The sequence below is a fragment of the Parageobacillus sp. KH3-4 genome (genome assembly GCF_022846435.1).
Lineage (GTDB): Bacteria > Bacillota > Bacilli > Bacillales > Anoxybacillaceae > Parageobacillus > Parageobacillus thermoglucosidasius_A.
In genome coordinates, this window is sequence record NZ_AP025627.1 from 1,852,377 (window position 1) to 1,872,396 (window position 20,020).

The following is a 20,020-nucleotide window of genomic DNA, read 5'->3' on the forward strand; positions in this document are numbered from 1 at the left end:
ATTTTAAATACATCTTTATTGAAACATAGCGGTGTTTTAAAAGCAATATTTTAAATACATCTTTAACAAATTGTTCACATTTTTTTTGCAACATTTATTATGATAAAATCGTATTGAAATCCGCTTTTAAAGGTGTGAAACAAATGCAGCTGACAAACTATACCGAATACGCTTTGCGCGTTCTTCTCTTTTTAGGAGCGCTTGAGCCTGGTGCGAAAACGAACATTAAAGAAATTTCCAAAACATTTTCGATTTCGGAAAACCATTTAAGCAAAATCGTGTATGAACTTGGAAAATTAGGCTATATTGAAACGATACGGGGGCGAAACGGAGGCATTCGGCTCGCTAAACAGCCGGAAGAGATTTGCATCGGTACTGTCGTCCGCGAAACGGAAGAAAACTTGTCGCTTGTGGAATGCTTCGCCAGCCACGGCAATCATTGTGTTCTGACCCCTGTTTGCCAGTTAAAAAGCGTGCTGCATGAGGCGTTAGAAGCGTTTTTGCGCGTGTTGGATTCATATACGCTGTCTGATTTGCTTGCAAATAAACAAAGCTTACAGGCAATTTTTCGCGAAGAAAAGCGGTAGCTTTGCAGGCAATCGTCTTTTCAAAAATAGCTGTTGAAGGCGAAATGCAACACGCCGCTGTGAGAATGCGGAATTGGTTCAGCTCCATCGCAGGATTTGTCACATTTCGCAAAATATATTAATATTAGAAAGGTGTGAGAAAACAAGCAGGATTAAAAGGAGGTCGCAATGAAGCACGTGCATAATTCATTACCACCTTATGTAAAAGTCGAAAACGGTGAACTTTGGCTAACGGAAGATGACCGTGAAAACTTGAAAATCAGCTACCGTATTAAAGACGTTATTTTCTCCGAACAATCTGACTTTCAACATGTCATGATTTTGGATTCTTACGATTTCGGACGCATGCTCGTCCTCGACGGAGTCGTGCAAACAACATCCATCGACGGCCATATTTATAATGAAATGATTTCTCATGTACCGCTGCAGTTCCACCCGTCGGCGAAAAAAGTGCTCATCATCGGCGGCGGAGATTGTGGTGCGGCTAGAGAAGTAGCGAAATATAAACATGTTGAAGAAATTCATATGGTTGAAATCGATGAAAAAGTAGTGCTCTCGTGTAAAGCACATTTGCAAGAAGTATCGGGAAATTTATCCGATCCGCGAGTACAGTTTATTTATGATGACGGAGTTGCTTTCGTGAAAGGACACGAAAACGAGTATGATGTGATTATTATTGATTCGTCCGATCCTGTCGGCCCAGCAGAGGCGCTCTTTTCGCGCGACTTTTATGCCAATGTCCGCCGTGCTTTAAAAGATGACGGACTAATGGTTTGCCAAAGCCAATCTCCGATTTTCCATTTGGACATTTTACGTCAAACATATACAAACATTCGCGAATTATTCCCGCATGTTCAAGTTTATACCGCCACTGTACCTACATATCCAGGCGGATTATGGAGCTTTACCATCGGCTCGACAAAACCTCTTTCTCTTCCAGAAACTTTAACGATTCCTTCGGATACGAAATACGTTAACGAAGGAATATTAAAACAATGCTTCCAACTTCCGCAGTTTTTGAAAAAGGCGCTTGAAAAGTAAAGAAAGAGCAGTTGTTTTGTTATCAGAACCTAAATCATAAAAAAGGAGAGCACATATTATACTTGATTATATGTGTTCTCCTTTTTCTTTTATCCGCCCATGCGGCACTTCGCAATACCATAGATGATGGGAGTTAATTCGTTCTTCTATGATGCATGATAGTGGAGTAAAAAAATCAGCAACATTCTGTAGCATAACCTAAAACAAATGGGAGGTTACTGAACGTCCACTACAATCTGCCCAAACAACTCTTTTCCTATATAAGCATTTAGAACCCACTTCCCCTTATTGGGCAACATCATATTAGCAGGGATATCCGTATGACCGTTAACCGCTTTTGGTACACTACCATAAGGAGATACCCACATATGACTTCCTCTATCGTCTGTAAGTGCTTTGCTCACTTTATTTGTGCCTTCTTGAACTGCGATGACTGTCAGTTTTCCAGATGGGATGTTATCGCCAAAGAAGTGCCACATATACTTGTTATTTACTCCTGCCTTCCAAGGAGTGGACAATATCCCTACCTTTCCTGGAATACCACGAAGTTCTAGTCCTTCATAAGTGAAAACCTCACTTTCTTTCCAATCTACATTTTTTATTACAGACAGATTAAAGAATGAAGGTACATCATCACTTTGACTCTCAGACTGCGTTACATTTTTGGGGATATTTGTATCTTTTGAACATGCGACAAGCATGGTTGCAAGGATAAGTAGAATAAAAAACTTCATCAACATCCCTCCGGCAAACATAAAATGTCCTTCAATAAATGTAGCGCGTCTCATCGGAAGTTGTGTCTCTTTTCTCTATTACTGCATTCATGTTTAGTTAGGTATGTTGCTCCGTTCAATAACCCTCTACAATATATTAACATAAAATTCTATATAATTTTTAAAAAAATCATCCTATTTTGACAACAGGATGATTTATCTGGGGCAAATAATATCTCTCACTAAAATAACAATCATTTTAGCAGATAATCTTGAACCTCGCCATTCAAGTCGATGAATACACCTTGTTTTTATCGCTTCCTCGAAGGCTTACGAATAATTAGCGCATCGCAGGGCGTTTTAGGAGAGGCGTATGGCAATAGTTCAAACGGTTAAAATATCTACACCTTAACATTTTGACTGCATAGTTTTGCTCTTTTACTTTGAATTTAAAGCGCGATCCGCCACGATCGAAACGGTAATATCGTCGGACGGCGGATTATGCAATCCGGCTCGGACATCGCGATAATACCGCTGCAATGGATTCTCGGCAAATAAACTTTGCCCGCCGACGATGCGCATTGCCAAATCAACGACGTTGACAGCGGCATTCGTTGCAAGATATTTTACAGTTGCCAATTCTTCTTTCATTTCTGCCCGTTTCTCCGGATAGCGGTCCCATTGATCAGCAATCGAATACATAAAATGCCGGGCTGCCATCAAATGTATATCCATTTGCGCAATTTTTCGCCGTACTTCCGGCACTTCGGCAATTGGATGGGAAAGGCTGTTTGGCTGATATGTTTTCGCAAATGCAATCGCCTCATTGCGTGCGGCGATGGCGATTCCTAAATAACAAGCAGGAATATGTAAAAGCCAGCCTTGGGCCTGACTTTTTGCTTTTGGCGAACTAAGCATTTCGACAAGCGCTTCTTCTTCCACTTCTACATTTTCTAAAATAACATCGTCACTTCGCGTCGCTCTCATGCCGAGCGTATTCCATGTTTTTTCAATTTTTAAACCAGCCGCTGTTTTCGGGATGAGGAAGTTTCCAACTTCCCCTGTTTCTTTAATGGTTGCTGATACGATAAAGTAATCAAGCGCCGGAGCTAGCGAAGCGAACGTTTTTCGTCCGGAAATTACCCAGCGGCCGTTGCGGTGTTCCGCAGTTGTTTCCGGTTTTCCGCCGCGTGCTGGACTTCCGGTCGCTGTTTCGGAATGGGCGCTGTTTAATAAAACTTGCTTTTCCGCTACTTCGCGGCAAATTCGTTCAAAAATGGACAGCGGCCATTTTTTCGTCTCCGCGAGGTTCAGCAAAATGCCTAAATGCCAACCGAGTGATAGCGCCGTCGCTCCGTCCCCTTGGGCGATCGTTTCTTGAATGAGCAAAAATTCATAAAGGGAAATTTCTTCGCCCCCGTATAATTTAGGCACAGTAAGAGAAAGGAAGCGCGCTTCTTTTAAATCACTGAAATTCTCAAATGGAAATTCCGCATGTTCATCGTACCATCCAGCGCGCTTATGAAATTGATCAGCAAGCTTCCGCGCTCGCTCGTACAAAATTCGCTCCCGCTCTGTGCGAAGAAATAAATGATATAGCTCGTTCATATGTCTCCCCTCTTTTTTCATTATGGTTTTATTGTACACGTTGGGAAGCGGAGATGGAAACGATATGTTGCTAGAGAGTAAATAAGTGGCGAACGTCGCGGTCATCGTTGCGATGCTGAAATTCATTTTTTTTGTGATCATATATATACTCTTGCTTCCACTTTTCTTCGTGACGCACAATATGGCGGATCGCCCGAATGATATGATATATATCTTCGTTTGTCATAATTGGATGAAGCGAAATACGCACCCATCCCGGTTTTGGCAGCAAGTTTCCTTGTTCCACTTGCGTCATAATTTCTTTCGATTGTTTTTTGTCAATTCCAAGCAAGTAGTGACCGTACGGGCCAGCGCATGAACAGCCGCCGCGCGTTTGGATGCCAAAGCGGTCGTTCAAAAGCTTTACAACTAAATTGTAATGCATTCCTTCAATTATAAATGATACAATGCCAAGCCTGTCTTCCCGTTGGCCTTCTAAAATATGAACGCGCGGTATTTGCTTTAACTGAGATAAAAAAAGCGCTGTTAATTCTTTTTCCCGCTTCAGCATGCGTTCAATCCCCATTTTTTCTTTTAATTGGATGGCAAGCGCTGCTTTAATCGTTTGTAAAACCGGCGGTGTTCCCCCGTCTTCCCGTGTTTCAATGTCGTTGATGTATTTATAATTTCCCCAAGGATCCGTCCATATGACCGTCCCTCCTCCCGGATGATCAGGGATGCGGTTTTGGTACAGATGAGAGTCAAAAATAAGTACACCTGCGCTTCCAGGGCCTCCTAAAAATTTATGCGGCGAAAAATAAATACCATCTAATTTTTTTAGCGGATCATCAGGGTGCATGTTGATGGAAACATACGGAGCGGAGGCGGCAAAGTCGACGAAGCAAATTCCTTCGTGTTCATGCATTATTTTCGCTAGTTGATGGTATGGTGTCTGGATGCCTGTTACATTCGAGCATGCGGTAAAAGCGCCGATTTTTAGCGGGCGCTGTGCATACGTTCGCAATAATTCCTGCAAATGGCCGACATCAACATCACCGTTTGCGGCCGGGCGAATCGTCACTACTTCTCCAATCGTTTCCGCCCACGATAATAAATTGGAATGGTGTTCCATATGTGTGACGAAAATAACGGGGCGTTTTTCATCGGGAAGCTTGAGATGTGATTTCCATTGTTCCGGCACTCTTAAGCCAAGCAGCCGCTGCAGTTTATTTACCGCGCTTGTCATCCCTGCTCCTTCCATAATGATAACGTCATCTCGTCCTGCGTTGACATGACGTTTAATCAACTCTTTTGCGTATTGGTACGCCAATGTCATTTTCGTGCTCGTTATATTCGATTCAGTGTGTGTGTTGGCGACAAATGGGCCAAGTTCTTCGGTTATTTTTCGTTCAATCGGCGCATATAAACGACCGCTTGCTGTCCAATCTGCATAAATCATTCGCTGTTGTCCAAACGGGGTGGAAAATGTCATATTCGCTCCAATCGTTGCCTCACGAAACGGTTGAAAATACGCTTCCAACTCTCCCCGGCATGTAAATGTCGCATCTCCGATGGTTGCTCTAATTTCCATTGTTGTCCCCCCTTCTTGTGCTTTTTATTCATACAGTATGTGGAAAACGGAAAAATGGTCAATATAAAAGCGAGGAATTCATTAAGCCGTATATTGGAGAAGCGAAAGATCGAGTTTTAAAATTCCACTTTCAGCCCAGTAAACTTTAGTTCCAGAAAAATGTTGCTTTTACACCGTTTCCGGGATTCATTTAGGTGAGATTGGAAGGTATAAAAAAGTAGCTACTTCTTTTTACATTTTGGTGTTGGAAGTTGTTTTTTGATTATTTAGCACATAGTTTTGTTTATTAAAAAATGGATAGTCATAGCCAATATCCATACAACTAAAAATAAAACGTAACGATATCGGTCAGTATAATACACCGATGTCGTTACGCGAAAAAGATCGGCGCGATTAAATAAGCGACCATCGATAATATTGCGAACAATAATGAAATACGTAATTTGTATTTCGCATAACTCATTAAATCTAAATCCATCATCGACGCGGTTGTAATCGTTGTATCGCCTAGCGGAGAAGCGAAAGCGCCGAACGTTCCGCTCGCAAATACCGCCCCGATCGTCATTGGCAGCGGCGCTCCCGTTGCCGCCGCTAACGTGATGCCAAGCGGCATAAAAATCCCCCACGTTCCCCATGATGTGCCGATAAAATAAGAAATAAACGAACCGGCGGCAAATACGGCAGCGGGGACGACTTCTTTTGGAAGCCATGTCCCAAGTGTCGACGAAACATACGTGGAAAACCCTAGTTCATCTGCGACAAGCGATACCGCCCAAACGAGAAGGAGCATCCCGATCGGCGCCATCAATTGATTGCCGCCGTCAAAAAAATGATAAATCAGTTCATGCAACGGTTGCCGCCTGATAAGATAAAATACCGTCGTTGCAATGATCGTAACAAACAATGCCATTAACATCGCCATCGTCGCATCGGCTTTCGAAAAAGCATCGATAATGGTGACGGCTCCATTTTTCGTCCCGCTGTACCAAAAGAAAAAAAATGTCAGCACAAGCACAAGAAAAAGCGGAAAAAACAAGTGAAGCGGTTCCCCTGACACTAGCGCCAATTCTTTGCGCAGGCCCAATTGATGAAACGGGTTCGTTTTTTCTTTTTCTCTTTTTCTTTCTTTTCTTCCAATCCGTACGTTCATAAATGTCGTCATCAATCCGATAAAAAGCGCGATGACTGCAAAAAAGTTATACGGCAAGCTCGCTAAAAAAAGCTCGTAAGCTGATGTATTGATTTGATTTTGTTCGAGTGCTCCCGCTACTACCGACTCCATAAACCCGACAAACGCTGTTGCAGCAGGAAGAAGGACGATAATCGGTTCCGTTGATACATCTATCATGTATGCTATTCTCCGCCGGTCAATGCGAAATTTTCCGAGAATGGATTTCATCACAGGGCCAAGTAACATAATGCGAAACATCGGCATAAAAAAAGTAAACGGAACAGTAAGCCATATAAACAACAATAGCCTCCGCTTCGAATGAAGCCGTCCGTCGATCCATTGCACAAATCCTTTCACTCCGCCGGCAATTTGCATCATGCCAATTAATGAACCAAATAAATATAAAAATGCAACTACTTTCATATGTTCTAAATTATTCATCGTTTTTAACAGCGTGTCTACCGCTCGCTCAATCGTGGCAAGCACGCTTCCTTCTTCCAAGCAAAACGCTCCGACGATCAATCCGATGACAAGCCCAGGAACAATCTCTTTCAGCCAAATCGCCAGCGGAATGACTACAAGAAACGGCAATAAAGACAACCATGTTCCTTCCAACCAATTCACCCCTTTACCGTTACAAGGATTGCCATAATGATGGGGATTTATGATATCTTTTTTTGTTGATTATTTAGCACATAGTTTTATCAGATGTGAATGAAACGAAAAATGATCAATTCCTAATTCAGTCCATTAAACTTGGACCATCAAAATTGGGGATTTAACCAAAAAAAAAGAAACGAACACTTGCGCGGGGACAAGTGTTCGTTCACTTTCGTCTCGCGAAATCGACAAAACGGAATTTATCGAGGCGGTGGCGCGACTCCGTATACTGGAATAGCGTCGCATCATCTAAATAAACGAAATTTTTTACGACAACGATGTGGTCATAACCGTTTAAATCCAAATATTTTCGATCCTCGTCATTGACTTTTTCAACGGTCATTTCTTTTTTCGCAAAACTGATTTTTAATTTTAACCGTTTCTCTAAATACTCATAAATGGAATCTTCGCATATTTCCCGCGTCAATGTCGGAACATATTTCTTATAGAAAAAATCTTTATCTAAAATGATCCGTTCTCCTTCAATTTCGCGGGAACGAATAACTTTCCATATTTCGTCTTTGTTTGTCGCGTGCAAATACCGCTTTAAATACGGATCCGGTTTAATGATTTCCAGTTCGTTGACGATCGTTTTTACAGGCTGTTTCATGTTTTGCGCCAATTCTTTAAAGCTAACTAACCCGGAAACCGGAAAGTCGTATTTGCCAACATCCAAAACGATCGAACCTTTTCCTTTCATTTTTTGGATATAGCCATGTTCGGATAGTAAATTTAGCGCTTTGCGAATCGTTTCTCTCGATGTGTGATACCGTTCGACAAGTTCGTTTTCCGACGGTAGTTTGTCATACGGCTTCCAATGCCCTTGACGGATTTTTTCGGCAAGATCGTGATAAATAGTTAAATATTTATTTTCATACATATCGCTCACCGATAGTATTGTATCACGATCTTGCCAAGTAATAAACAATCGATTCGTACGGGCGAAGCGTTATTTTCCGAAAATTGCTTGGTGAGTCATCATAGTTAGAAATCAATATTTCGCCCGTATAGCCGCTTACATCGACATCATCTGGCAAGACGAATGTCGTTTCTCTTCCGTAAAAATTGTTCACGACAAGCAACTTTTCGTTCTCCCCATTTCGCAAATATGCAAAAATATCCGGATGATCTTCAAGCAATAGCTGATAATCTCCCGTCGTGATAATATCGTATTGTTTGCGCAATTGAATGAGCCGCTGATAATGATAGAAAACCGATGTCGGATCTTCCAGCGCTTTTTTCACGTTAATTTGTTGATAGTTCGGCGCAACGCGAATCCAAGGCGTGCCTGTCGTAAATCCGGCGTTTTCGCTATCGTCCCATTGCATCGGCGTCCGTGAATTATCGCGCGATTTCCGTTTTAAAATTTCAAGCACTTCTTGCTCGCTTTTTCCTTGTTCTCGCAAAATGCGATACATATTGAGCGATTCCACGTCTCGGTAATCGTCAATCCGCTCGAATTTCGGATCGGTCATACCGATTTCTTCGCCTTGATAAATATACGGAGTCCCTTGCATCATATGAATGACGGTCGCAAGCATTTTCGCCGATTCTTTATGATATTTCCCATCATCGCCGTAGCGCGATACAATTCGCGGCTGGTCATGGTTGCACCAAAACAGCGCATTCCAGCCGCCTCCTTTGTGCATCTCCACTTGCCATTTCGATAAAATTCGCTTCAAGGCAAGAAAATCAAAATCGGCGACCGCCCATTTTTCTCCGTTCGGGTAATCGACCTTTAAATGATGGAAATTAAAAACCATATTTAACTCATGGCGTTCTGGATTGGTATATTTAATGCAATGGTCAATTGTGGTGGATGACATTTCCCCGACCGTCATAACATCGTATTTTGAAAACACTTCCCGGTTCATCTCATGCAAAAATTCATGGATGCGCGGCCCATCCGTGTAAAACTTGCGGCCGTCGCCCGGCGGCACCGAACCGTCATCATCGAGAAAACGTTGATCTTTGGACAACAAATTGACGACATCTAAACGGAAGCCGTCCACTCCTTTTTGAAACCAAAAATGCATCATGTCATAAACGCGGCGGCGCAATTCTTCGTTTTCCCAGTTTAAATCCGCTTGCGTCACGTCAAATAAGTGCAAATAATATTGCCCTGTTTTCTCATCGTACTCCCACGCCGAACCGCCAAACTTCGACTGCCAATTCGTCGGAGCGCTTCCGTCCGGCTTTGGATCACGCCAAATGTAAAAATTACGATACGGATTGTCTTTTGATGTCCGCGCCTGCTTAAACCATTCATGTTCCGTAGACGTATGGTTGACAACCATATCCATAATTAATTTCATGCCGCGCCGATGTACTTCTTCCAACAAGCGATCAAAATCCTCCATCGTCCCATACTCATCGTGAATTTGAAAATAGTCGCTAATATCATAGCCATTGTCACGCTGTGGCGACTTGTAAATCGGCGTCAGCCAAATGACGTCCACGCCGAGCTGTTTCAAATAATCGAGCTTTTCGATAATTCCCGCTAAATCGCCGATTCCATCGCCGTTTGTGTCATTAAAGCTTTTTGGATAAATTTGATATACGACCGCTTTTTTCCACCATGGCTGCTGCATTGCATCATCACCTCGTTCGGTTATTATAGAGATATTATGGATAAAAACGATACCATTGGCTGACACTCGCCAATGGCATGTTTAATTGATTATTTAGAACATAGTTTTATACATTCTATATTAGCGATTCTCTTTGCGGAACTTGCCGAATACAAACGTTAAAACAAACGGTACGATGATTGCGATCGCCATTCCGATAAAGAACGGCACCCATTTTTGCGGCACGATCGATAAAAATCCAGGCAACCCGCCAACGCCAATCGATGGCGCGATCACTTTATTCAGCGTTATAAACATTCCGGCAATCGCTGCGCCGGTCATCGCCGAAATAAACGGATAGCGGAAACGCAAATTCACCCCGAACATCGCCGGTTCGGTAATGCCAAGATAAGCCGACACCGCAGACGTGAAAGAAAGGCCTTTTAATTTTTCATCTTTGGCGACAAACATCATCGCCAATGCCGCAGAACCTTGGGCAATGTTTGACATGACAAGGATTGGCCATAAGAACGTACCGCCTGTGTTTGCTATCAACTGCAAGTCGACCGGCAAAAACGTATGATGCATTCCTGTGACGACAAGCGGTGCGTACAACGCGCCATACAAAAAGCCGCCAATCGCCGGAACATTATCAAAAATGCTAACAAATACATGCGTAATCGCGTTTCCGATCGCGAATGTAATCGGACCAATCGCAATGAATGCTAAAAAGCCTGTGATTAATAACGCAATCGGCGCGACAAGCAGCAATTGAAACGCATCCGGTATGCGTTTGCGCAAAAATTGCTCGATTTTCGCCAGGACGTAAGCGGCGACAAGCACCGGCAGCACTTGGCCTTGATACCCGACTTTTTGTACTTCAAATCCGAATAAATTCCAAATAGGAATTTCGCCTTTTTCTTTCGCAGCTCCCCATCCCCATGCATTTAACAAATCTGGATGGACGAGCATCAACCCGAGGACAATTCCTAACAGCGGGCTTCCGCCAAACTTCGTCACCGCTGACCAGCCGATTAAACCAGGCAAGAAAACGAACGCCGTATTGGCAATAAGGTTGATCATATTGGCGAGATCTGCCCATTCTTTGTGCACTTCGACAAACGATTTTCCTTCGTAAAAAATATCCGGACCTGTTAAAATGTTGTTAATCCCCATCAACAAACCGGCTGTCACAATCGCCGGTAAAATCGGAATAAAAATATCCGCTAATATTTTAATGGCGCGCTGCAATGGGTTTAACTTCGCTTCCGCGGCATCTTTAATTTCTTGTTTCGTCGCTCTGCCGATCCCGGTCATTTCCACCATTTCGTTATATACTTTATCGACAAGCCCTTGTCCAATCACCACTTGAAACTGACCGTTCGCAGAAAACGAGCCTTTCACAATATCCACGCTCTCTAACGCTTCTTTGTCGACTTTCCCCTCATCTTTCAACGCGAAGCGCAACCGCGTGACACAGTGGGTAGCGGCGACAATATTTTCTTTTCCGCCAATCGCTTCAACAATTTTGGCGACTGATTGTTCGTAAGCCCCCATCACGAAATCCCCCTAACTCCTTATAATTTAACCGCTTTCAGCAATCGCTTTCAAACTTGTATATACAAGCTATTTTCATTTTAACTTGTATATACAAGTTCGTCAATATGCATTTTCGACATTTTTCAACTTTTTTCGCTATCGATCACTTTTTTTGTTATATTTTGTAATTTAGCAGGAAAATAAACCGTTTGCTTGGAAATAAACATATAACCATTTTGATAGAGAAAGGATGGACAAATTGCGATGAAATCCTATACACTCCGCGAAGCCGCAAAAAAAGTGAAAGTCGCTCCGCGAATCCTAAAACAATGGGAAAAAGAATTTGCGCAATACATTACGGTTCCACGGACAAAACAAGGAGCGCGCATTTACAACGACGCGTTATTGGAACAATTTATAAAAATTAAACAATGGTTCTCTGAGAAAAAAACAAAACATGATATTATTCAATATTTGCAGGAGGAACAGCAAAACACCGGACTGGAGGGAGAAGTGATCGACACGCCGCGTCCTTTGCGTCATGATTCTTACCACATAGCGGAACAATTGGCGAGGACGATGAAAGAAGAAATCGTCGGTGAACTCAAAAAAGAAACGACAGAAGCGGTGCAACAAGCAGTGGCAGAAATGAAAACATACATGGGCGAAATTTGCGAAAACTCCGCATCCACTAAAAGAGAAATCCATCGCTCACTAGCGCGATATACAAAAACACTGCAGGAAGAGACCGAAGAAATTCATGAACATCTCGACAATATCGTTACGTTTTTACAAGAAGAAAAAACGAAGCGGGAAGAAGAACAAAGACGCTATGAAGAACAAATTATAGAGCGCGAAAAAGCGTTTCGCGAACTTGTTCTTTCTTTCCGCCAAGCAGCGTCCAGCGCCAGCGTGAAACGTTCGAATAAATGGTGGAAATTTTGGTAACAAAAACAACTCGGCATATCGCCGAGTTGTTTTTAACGCTGTCGGTGAAGAGCCGCGTGTCGTTTAATCTCACTGATAAGCTTTTCCTCTTGTTCATTCGAAATCAACAGCCGCACCCCGTAATAATACGTTCGCACAAATGGCCTCTCCCATACAACTTTTCCTGAAAAACGAAACGGCACATCATTGAGCATAAATGTTACTTCAATCTCTTTATTATGCTCGCAAGGAATCCGTGATAGGGTTTCCAGTTTCATTCCATGTGGGCTAATATCATGAATATGGGCGCTTTTTTCCTCGATTTCTATATATTTTTCATCATTGTGCACAAGGCGGAATGTGCATGGAAGCGGCTGGCCAAATTGATAGCGAAACGCTTCTTGGCGCCTAAATCTCATTTCGTCTCCTCTTTTCCTAATATGTTGGATGGTTGTTTCCACATATCGATTACGTTTCCAGCCTCATCGTTATCAATCACAAAAGAACCATTGCTGTAACGATCGGCAACGCGCAACGAAGAAACGGAAAGCGTCTCGATCGCTCCTGTTTCTGTGCGAATAAACAACATATCATCGTTTCTATCCGTCAAAACGGAAGCAACGATGCGGTGCGGGTTTGTCTTTAACTCGCGCAGCATGACTACTCCGCGCTTGGCGCGCGACGTTTTCGCAAATTCGCTCAATGGCATTTTTTTCACGGCACCACGTTGAGTTGCGATGACTAAATACCGTTCGCCTTCATCCACGATTGAATGCGCGGAAACGACATGATCCCCTTCTTTTAAATTGATCCCTTTCACTCCAGCAGCACGCACGCCGACCAGACTTATTTCCGCTTCATCAAACCATAATCCGTATCCTTGGTTCGTTATAAGCAATAGGCTTTGTTGCCCATCCGTCGCATACACATGTATGACTTCATCGCCTTCTTTGACATTGATTGCCACAAGCGGCCGCGTATAGCGTTGCACTTTATATTGAGATAGCTCCGTGCGCTTCACCATGCCTTGTTTGGTGACAAAAATAAGGCTTAACGGTTCATCAAACCGTTTGACAGGAACGGCGGCGATAATCTCATCATCGCGGTCAAGCGGGATCAAATTGGAAATATGCTGGCCGACATCCTTCCAACGAATATCCGGCAGCTCATAAACTGGGCAGTACAAGTAGTTGCCTTTTCTCGTAAACAATAATAATACGTCGGTTGTGTTCATTTCCATTTGCGAAAGCAGCCGGTCCGATTCTTTCATGCCGAAATCTTGGCCGTTTGAAGCGCTGTAGGAACGGTAGCTCGTCCGTTTCACATATCCTTCTTTCGTCACGGTGACAATGACGTCTTCTGATGGAATCATCACTTCCAAATTAATTTTTATTTCTTCGATTTCATCTTCAATCACCGTTTTTCGTTCATCGGCATATTGCTTTTTCATCGCTTTTAATTCTTTTTTAATAACAGCAAGCAATTTCTTTTCACTATTTAAAACAGTGGTCAGTTCCTGAATCGTTTTTTCTAGCTGTTCCGCTTCTTGCCGCAACGCGGTAATATCCGTGTTCGTTAACCGATACAACTGCAGCGACATGATCGCTTCCGCTTGCGCTTCCGTAAACTCATATTTGGCGATTAAATTGTCTTTGGCGTCACGCTTATCGCGGGAAGCGCGGATCGTTGCGATCACTTCGTCTAAAATAGATAAAGCTTTCATTAATCCTTCGACAATATGCTGGCGCTCATACGCTTTTTTCAGCTCGTATTGCGAGCGGTTTGTCACCACTTCTTTTCGGTGTTCGATATACGCGTCCAACAATTCCGGAAGGCTCAACAGCTTCGGACGGCGCTGATGAATCGCGACCATATTAAAATTGTACGGCACTTGCAAATCGGTGTTTTTATATAAATAGTTTAAAATTCCTTCCGCATCGGCATCTTTTTTTAGCTCAATGACAATGCGCAGCCCGGTGCGGTCCGTTTCGTCGCGGACGTCGGCAATACCGTCCAGCTTTTTATCAAAGCGAAGCTCATCGATTTTTTTGACGAGATTCGCTTTATTCACCTCATACGGAAGCTCTGTGATGATGATTTGCTTTTTTCCGCCTTTTCCTTGTTCAATCGCCGCTTTGCCGCGGATCATGATTTTGCCTTTTCCTGTTTCATACGCTTTTTTTATGCCGTCTTTCCCTTGAATAATGCCGCCTGTTGGAAAATCCGGGCCTTGAATCACGGTCATCAGCTCATCGACCGTGCAATTTGGCTTGTCAATGCGCATAATCACCGCATCAATGACTTCGCCTAAATGATGTGGCGGAATTTCGGTCGCGTATCCTGCCGAAATGCCAGTAGAACCGTTCACTAGTAAATTTGGAAACATCGCCGGCAGCACGACCGGCTCGTTCGTCGTATCGTCAAAGTTGGGGACAAATTCGACGGTCTGTTTCTCAATATCGCGCAGCAACTCCAAGGCGATTGAAGACAAGCGCGCTTCCGTATAACGCATCGCCGCCGGCGGATCGCCGTCAATGCTTCCGTTATTGCCATGCATTTCAATTAATACATTGCGCAGCTTCCAATCTTGGCTCATCCGCACCATCGCCTCATAGACAGACGAATCTCCGTGCGGATGGAAGTTTCCGATCACATTACCGACCGTTTTCGCCGCTTTGCGGAACGGCTTATCCGCCGTATTTCCGTCGATGTACATCGCATATAAAATGCGGCGCTGCACCGGCTTTAGTCCATCGCGGACATCAGGAAGCGCGCGTTCTTGAATGATATATTTGCTGTAGCGCCCAAAACGGTCGCCAAGCACGTCCTCCAACGGCAAATCTAATAACCTTTCTGCCATCAATAATCCCCTCCTGCGACAAACACGTGCTCATTGTCTAGAATATTTGGATCATCTTCTAATCCGAAGGCGACGTTCGCCTCAATCCATTTGCGGCGCGGTTCGACTTTATCGCCCATCAGCGTCGTAACGCGGCGCTCCGCTCTCGCTGCATCCTCAATCCGCACGCGGATCAGCGTGCGCGTCTCCGGGTTCATCGTCGTTTCCCACAATTGGTCGGCATTCATTTCGCCAAGCCCTTTATAGCGTTGCACCGTATAACCTTTGCCGAATTTCCTCGTAATTTCTTTTAGCTGTGCATCTGTCCATGCGTACTCAACGATTTCTTTTTTGCCGCTGCCTTTGCTTACTTTATAGAGCGGCGGCAGCGCGATATACACCTTTCCCGCTTCGATGAGCGGACGCATATACCGGTAGAAGAATGTTAAAAGCAGCACTTGAATATGAGCGCCGTCCGTGTCCGCATCCGTCATAATAATCACTTTGTCGTAGTTTATGTCCTCAAGTGAAAAATCTGGTCCGACTCCCCCGCCGATCGCATGGATAATCGTGCTGATTTCTTCGTTTTTCAAAATGTCGGCAAGCTTTGCTTTTTCCGTGTTAATCACTTTTCCTCGCAGCGGCAATACCGCTTGGAAACGGCGGTCGCGCCCCTGTTTCGCCGAACCGCCCGCCGAATCCCCTTCCACTAAATACAATTCGTTTTTTTGCGGATTGCGCGATTGCGCCGGCGTCAATTTTCCGCTTAACACCGTCTCTTTTCCTTTTCGCTTTTTCCCGCTTCGCGCTTCCTCGCGCGCTTTTCGCGCCGCTTCCCGCGCTTGGTATGCCCGGATCGCTTTTTTAATCAACATCGTGCTAACGTCTGGGTTTTCTTGCAAAAAGTACGTTAAATGCTCGGATACGACCGCGTCAACAGCGGAACGGGCTTCGCTTGTCCCGAGCTTTCCTTTCGTCTGCCCTTCAAATTGCAGCAAGTTCTCCGGAATTCTCACCGAGACGATTGCCGACAACCCTTCGCGGATATCGGTGCCTTCTAAGTTTTTATCTTTTTCTTTTAACAGCCCGTTTTTGCGCGCATATTCGTTAAAGACGCGCGTCATCGCTGTCTTCGCTCCCGCTTCATGCGTGCCGCCGTCTTTCGTGCGCACATTATTGACAAACGACAGCACGTTTTCCGAATAACCGTCGTTAAACTGAAAGGCAAATTCGACTTCAATGCCGTTTTGCTCTCCTTCGAAATAAACGACAGGATGAAGAACATCTTTATCTTCGTTTAAATATTCGACAAACGCCTTAATCCCGTTTTCGTAATGAAATACGTCGCTCATCCCGGTCCGTTCATCGATGAGCTCGATTTTCAACCCTTTTAACAAAAACGCCGATTCGCGCAAACGCTCGCTTAATGTCTCATAGTTAAACGTTGTCGTGCTGAAAATCGTTGGATCTGGCTTAAATTGAATGATCGTCCCCGTTTTGTTCGTCGTCCCGATCTTTTCCAGCGTCGTTACCGGCTTTCCGCCGTTTTCGAAACGCTGCTGATAAATAAAACCGTCGCGATGAATCGTCACTACGAGCCATTCCGACAGCGCGTTGACGACCGATGCACCGACTCCGTGCAAGCCGCCGCTCGTTTTATAGCCGCCTTGCCCGAACTTCCCGCCGGCGTGAAGCACCGTCAAAATCACTTCCGGCGTCGGCTTGCCGAGCTTATGCATCCCCGTCGGCATGCCGCGCCCTTCGTCAAGCACAGTAACGCTGTTATCTTTATGTATTTTGACAAGAATATAATTTCCGTAACCTGCTAGCGCTTCATCAACAGAATTGTCGACAATTTCATAGACAAGATGATGCAAACCGCGGCTATCAGTGCTGCCGATATACATTCCCGGCCGCTTCCGAACCGCTTCGAGTCCTTCTAACACTTGAATCGCATCATCGTTGTATTCATATACGGATTGTTTTGCCACATACATACCCCTTTCAAATAAAACAAGAACATTTGTTTCTGTTTTATTGTAACATAAAATTCGCGAGCGTCTACGCCTATTTTACCGATTAGGACAAAATACGCAAAATTCCCTCTAAAAATGGAAATGACCATCTAAAAAGATGGTCGATTTCGCTTAATGTTGTTTCGTCAACGCATGCTCCACTTTAATGCAGCGATCCATCACAACCGTATACCCTTTTTCTTTCAAAAATTCATAGGCTTCTTCATTAACGACGCCGAGCTGCGCCCAAAAAACGTCGGCGTCGATTTGCACAAATTCACGGGCGATTTCCGGCAAATGTTCGGAACGGCGAAATACGTTCACAATATCGACATGACCATCAATATCCGTCAGTTTTTTCACCGCTTTGATGCCTTCCCATTCCTCAATCATTGGATTGACAGGAATAATTTCATAGCCGGCGTCTTTCATCGCCTTTGCCACCATGTACGACGTCCGCTCCGGATTGTCCGAGAGCCCAACGACGGCGATGCGCTTTGCTTTTCGCAAAATTTCTCCGATTTCTTCTCTGCTTGGATTGGCAATTGGCATATCCGCTCTCTCCTTCATTTTTGTCTTTGACGTACTTATTCTTCAAGAATGAAAAAAATCCTGCTAACAGTTGCGAACATGGACAAAAGGATCATTCAAACAGCTGCTCGGCAACGGATTCGACATCCGTTGTCGGTTGCTGGCAGGCAAAATTTTCACACACGTACACGGTCGTCTCATCGCCAAGCGGTTCATACTCCGCCGCAAACGGTGCGATGCCCGCAACATCGGCCGGATGTTCCGCCGCCAACAGAAAAACGTTTGGCGCAAAAGTGTGCTGCCACTTTAGAATAAGCTGCTCCCGCTTTTCGTCGCCTTGTTTGCCGAACAGCACGACCTCGGCCGTCGGCGTTTCAAACAATAACAGCCCTTGCAAGAAAAACGTATGGCCGCTTTCGTATGCTTCGACTTGACGCCGGAAGACTTTATACATCGTTTCTGCTTTTTCCAATAACGCCAAATCGCCTGTCAGTCTTGCCAGACGAATCATCTGTACAGCCGCGACGCTATTTCCCGATGGCAGCGCACCATCATAAATTTCTTTTTCCCGAACGATGAGCGCTTCCGCGTCGCTCCCTGTCATAAAAAACGCGCCGCTCTGTTCATCCCAAAAAAGGTCAATCATTCGCTCCGCACATGTTTTCGCCTTTTGCAAATACGCCAAATCCAAGGTCGCTTCATACATTTCGACATACGCCCAGACGAGATAGGCGTAGTCATCAATAATGCCGAGATGTTTCGCTTCCCCGTCGCGGTAGCGCACCATCAGCCGGCCATTTTGCCAAAGGTGCGTTTCGATAAACGAAAGCGCTTGCTTAGCCATCCGTAAATAATCGCGGCGCTCGTATACTTTTGCCGCTTTTGCCAGCGCGGCAATCATTAACGCGTTCCAAGCCGTTAAAATTTTATCATCTACATGCGGATGGACGCGCGATGAACGCTCGGCAAACAGCTGCTTCCTTGCTTCTTCCAGCTTTTCGCGCAATTCTTCTTCCGTCAGACGGTATTGTTTTGCGATGCGTTCCATTTTCGCATGAATGAGGTTTGGCACATTTTTTCCAGAAAAATTTCCTTCTTCGGTAATATCGTAAACGCGGCAATACAGCTCGCCTAGTTCCGTACCGAGCGCGTTCATCACTTCATCGGGCGTCCATACATAATATTTTCCTTCCACGCCTTCGGAATCGGCATCAATCGCTGAATAAAACGCACCGTCTTGCGAAGTCATTTCCCGCTTGACAAATTCGATGATTTGTTCGGCAATCTCTTTATACCGTTCGTTTTTCGTTAATTGATACGCTTCCGTATACGCGATCACTAAAAGCGCGTTATCATACAACATTTTCTCAAAATGCGGCACAAGCCACATCGCATCGGTCGAATAGCGGGCAAACCCATAGCCGATATGGTCATAAATGCCGCCGTTTGCCATACCGTTTAACGTTTTTTCCACCATCAAAAGCGCGCGGTCATCCTGCTTCCATTGATAATACCGCATTAAAAACATCAGCTGATGCGGAATCGGAAATTTCGGCGCGCCGCCAAACCCGCCATATACTGCATCAAAACTGTTTGAAAGCTGCCGGTATGCTTTCTCGATTGCCGCAAAAGGAAGCCGCTCCGCTCCCGAAGCGCGCGCGGACTGCCGAAGCGCCTCTGTCACTTGTTCCGCAACATGAATAATTTCATCTGGATTTTCTTTATATTTGTCATACAACCGCGTCAATATATCGATAAAGCCGGGACGTCCGTATCGGCTCCGTTTTGGAAAATACGTCCCCGCGTAAAACGGCTTCCCTTCCGGAGTCAAAAACACGCTGAGCGGCCAGCCGCCTTGCCCCGTCATCATCTGGCAGACGCGCATATACACGGAATCAATATCCGGTCGTTCTTCCCGGTCCACCTTAATAGATATATATTTTTCATTTAATATTTTCGCCACTTCTTCATCCTCAAAACTTTCGTGCGCCATGACGTGACACCAGTGACAAGTCGAGTAGCCGATCGACAAAAACACTGGCTTGTCTTCCCTTTTTGCTTTTTGAAACGCTTCCGGCGACCATTCCAGCCAGTTGACAGGATTGGTTTCATGCTGCTTCAAATAAGGGCTTTTCGACATCACTAACCAATTATATTTTTCGTTATAACGCTCACGTTCGAGATATTCCTTCATTATTATGTAACACTTCCTTTTATCCAATGATTAGAACGCTGCTTCCATCTTCGCC

Annotated in this window: 15 protein-coding genes; 3 read left to right on the top strand and 12 right to left on the bottom strand. The window is 44.5% G+C overall.

Features of this window, described 5'->3' with window-relative positions:
- Positions 1–143: 143 nt before the first annotated feature.
- Positions 144–587 (top strand): Rrf2 family transcriptional regulator, encoded by a 444-nt coding sequence (locus MWM02_RS09585; RefSeq protein ID WP_064550484.1) that lies wholly within the window; start codon positions 144–146, stop codon positions 585–587.
- A 168-nt stretch (positions 588–755) separates the two neighbouring features.
- On the top strand, positions 756–1,628 hold the full coding sequence (gene speE / locus MWM02_RS09590; protein ID WP_064550485.1) for a polyamine aminopropyltransferase: 873 nt from the start codon (positions 756–758) through the stop codon (positions 1,626–1,628).
- A gap of 215 nt (positions 1,629–1,843) precedes the next feature.
- On the opposite strand, the gene MWM02_RS09595 is transcribed toward speE, so the two are convergent.
- The 7 genes from MWM02_RS09595 to treP form a co-directional block, all read right to left on the bottom strand.
- A complete protein-coding gene (locus MWM02_RS09595) occupies positions 1,844–2,416 on the bottom strand; it encodes a DUF4871 domain-containing protein (protein WP_244403556.1) in 573 nt (190 codons plus the stop codon).
- 363 nt (positions 2,417–2,779) lie between these two features.
- Positions 2,780–3,949, bottom strand: a complete 1,170-nt coding sequence (locus tag MWM02_RS09600) for an acyl-CoA dehydrogenase family protein (RefSeq protein WP_244403557.1) — start codon at positions 3,947–3,949, stop codon at positions 2,780–2,782.
- A gap of 70 nt (positions 3,950–4,019) precedes the next feature.
- Positions 4,020–5,519 (bottom strand): aminotransferase class V-fold PLP-dependent enzyme, encoded by a 1,500-nt coding sequence (locus tag MWM02_RS09605; RefSeq protein ID WP_244403558.1) that lies wholly within the window; start codon positions 5,517–5,519, stop codon positions 4,020–4,022.
- A 370-nt stretch (positions 5,520–5,889) separates the two neighbouring features.
- Complete coding sequence (locus MWM02_RS09610; RefSeq protein WP_064550489.1) at positions 5,890–7,305, bottom strand: Na+/H+ antiporter NhaC family protein; 1,416 nt, start codon at positions 7,303–7,305, stop codon at positions 5,890–5,892.
- A 211-nt stretch (positions 7,306–7,516) separates the two neighbouring features.
- Entirely contained in the window at positions 7,517–8,230 is a 714-nt protein-coding gene (gene treR, locus MWM02_RS09615) for a trehalose operon repressor (protein ID WP_064550490.1), read from the bottom strand.
- A 22-nt stretch (positions 8,231–8,252) separates the two neighbouring features.
- Positions 8,253–9,941 (bottom strand): alpha,alpha-phosphotrehalase, encoded by a 1,689-nt coding sequence (gene treC / locus MWM02_RS09620; RefSeq protein ID WP_064550491.1) that lies wholly within the window; start codon positions 9,939–9,941, stop codon positions 8,253–8,255.
- Between the two features lie 120 nt (positions 9,942–10,061).
- Positions 10,062–11,477, bottom strand: coding sequence for a PTS system trehalose-specific EIIBC component (gene treP, locus MWM02_RS09625; RefSeq protein WP_244403559.1), 1,416 nt, complete (start codon positions 11,475–11,477; stop codon positions 10,062–10,064).
- A gap of 246 nt (positions 11,478–11,723) precedes the next feature.
- On the opposite strand from treP, the gene MWM02_RS09630 reads away from it, so the two are divergent.
- On the top strand, positions 11,724–12,407 hold the full coding sequence (locus MWM02_RS09630; RefSeq protein WP_244403560.1) for a MerR family transcriptional regulator: 684 nt from the start codon (positions 11,724–11,726) through the stop codon (positions 12,405–12,407).
- Between the two features lie 32 nt (positions 12,408–12,439).
- Here the strand turns inward: MWM02_RS09630 and MWM02_RS09635 are convergent, their stop codons facing one another.
- The 5 genes from MWM02_RS09635 to MWM02_RS09655 all read right to left on the bottom strand — a co-directional run bounded on the left by MWM02_RS09635 (position 12,440) and on the right by MWM02_RS09655 (position 19,965).
- The gene (locus tag MWM02_RS09635) at positions 12,440–12,805 is read right to left on the bottom strand and encodes a PilZ domain-containing protein (protein ID WP_244403561.1); all 366 of its coding nucleotides are present in this window, start codon (positions 12,803–12,805) and stop codon (positions 12,440–12,442) included.
- The gene (gene parC, locus MWM02_RS09640) at positions 12,802–15,246 is read right to left on the bottom strand and encodes a DNA topoisomerase IV subunit A (protein ID WP_244403562.1); all 2,445 of its coding nucleotides are present in this window, start codon (positions 15,244–15,246) and stop codon (positions 12,802–12,804) included. Before parC ends, MWM02_RS09635 begins: the two co-directional genes overlap by 4 nt.
- Positions 15,246–17,216, bottom strand: coding sequence for a DNA topoisomerase IV subunit B (gene parE, locus MWM02_RS09645; RefSeq protein ID WP_064550496.1), 1,971 nt, complete (start codon positions 17,214–17,216; stop codon positions 15,246–15,248). Before parE ends, parC begins: the two co-directional genes overlap by 1 nt.
- A gap of 156 nt (positions 17,217–17,372) precedes the next feature.
- The gene (locus tag MWM02_RS09650) at positions 17,373–17,792 is read right to left on the bottom strand and encodes a CoA-binding protein (protein ID WP_064550497.1); all 420 of its coding nucleotides are present in this window, start codon (positions 17,790–17,792) and stop codon (positions 17,373–17,375) included.
- A 91-nt stretch (positions 17,793–17,883) separates the two neighbouring features.
- The gene (locus MWM02_RS09655; RefSeq protein ID WP_244403563.1) at positions 17,884–19,965 is read right to left on the bottom strand and encodes a thioredoxin domain-containing protein; all 2,082 of its coding nucleotides are present in this window, start codon (positions 19,963–19,965) and stop codon (positions 17,884–17,886) included.
- Positions 19,966–20,020: the final 55 nt, after the last annotated feature.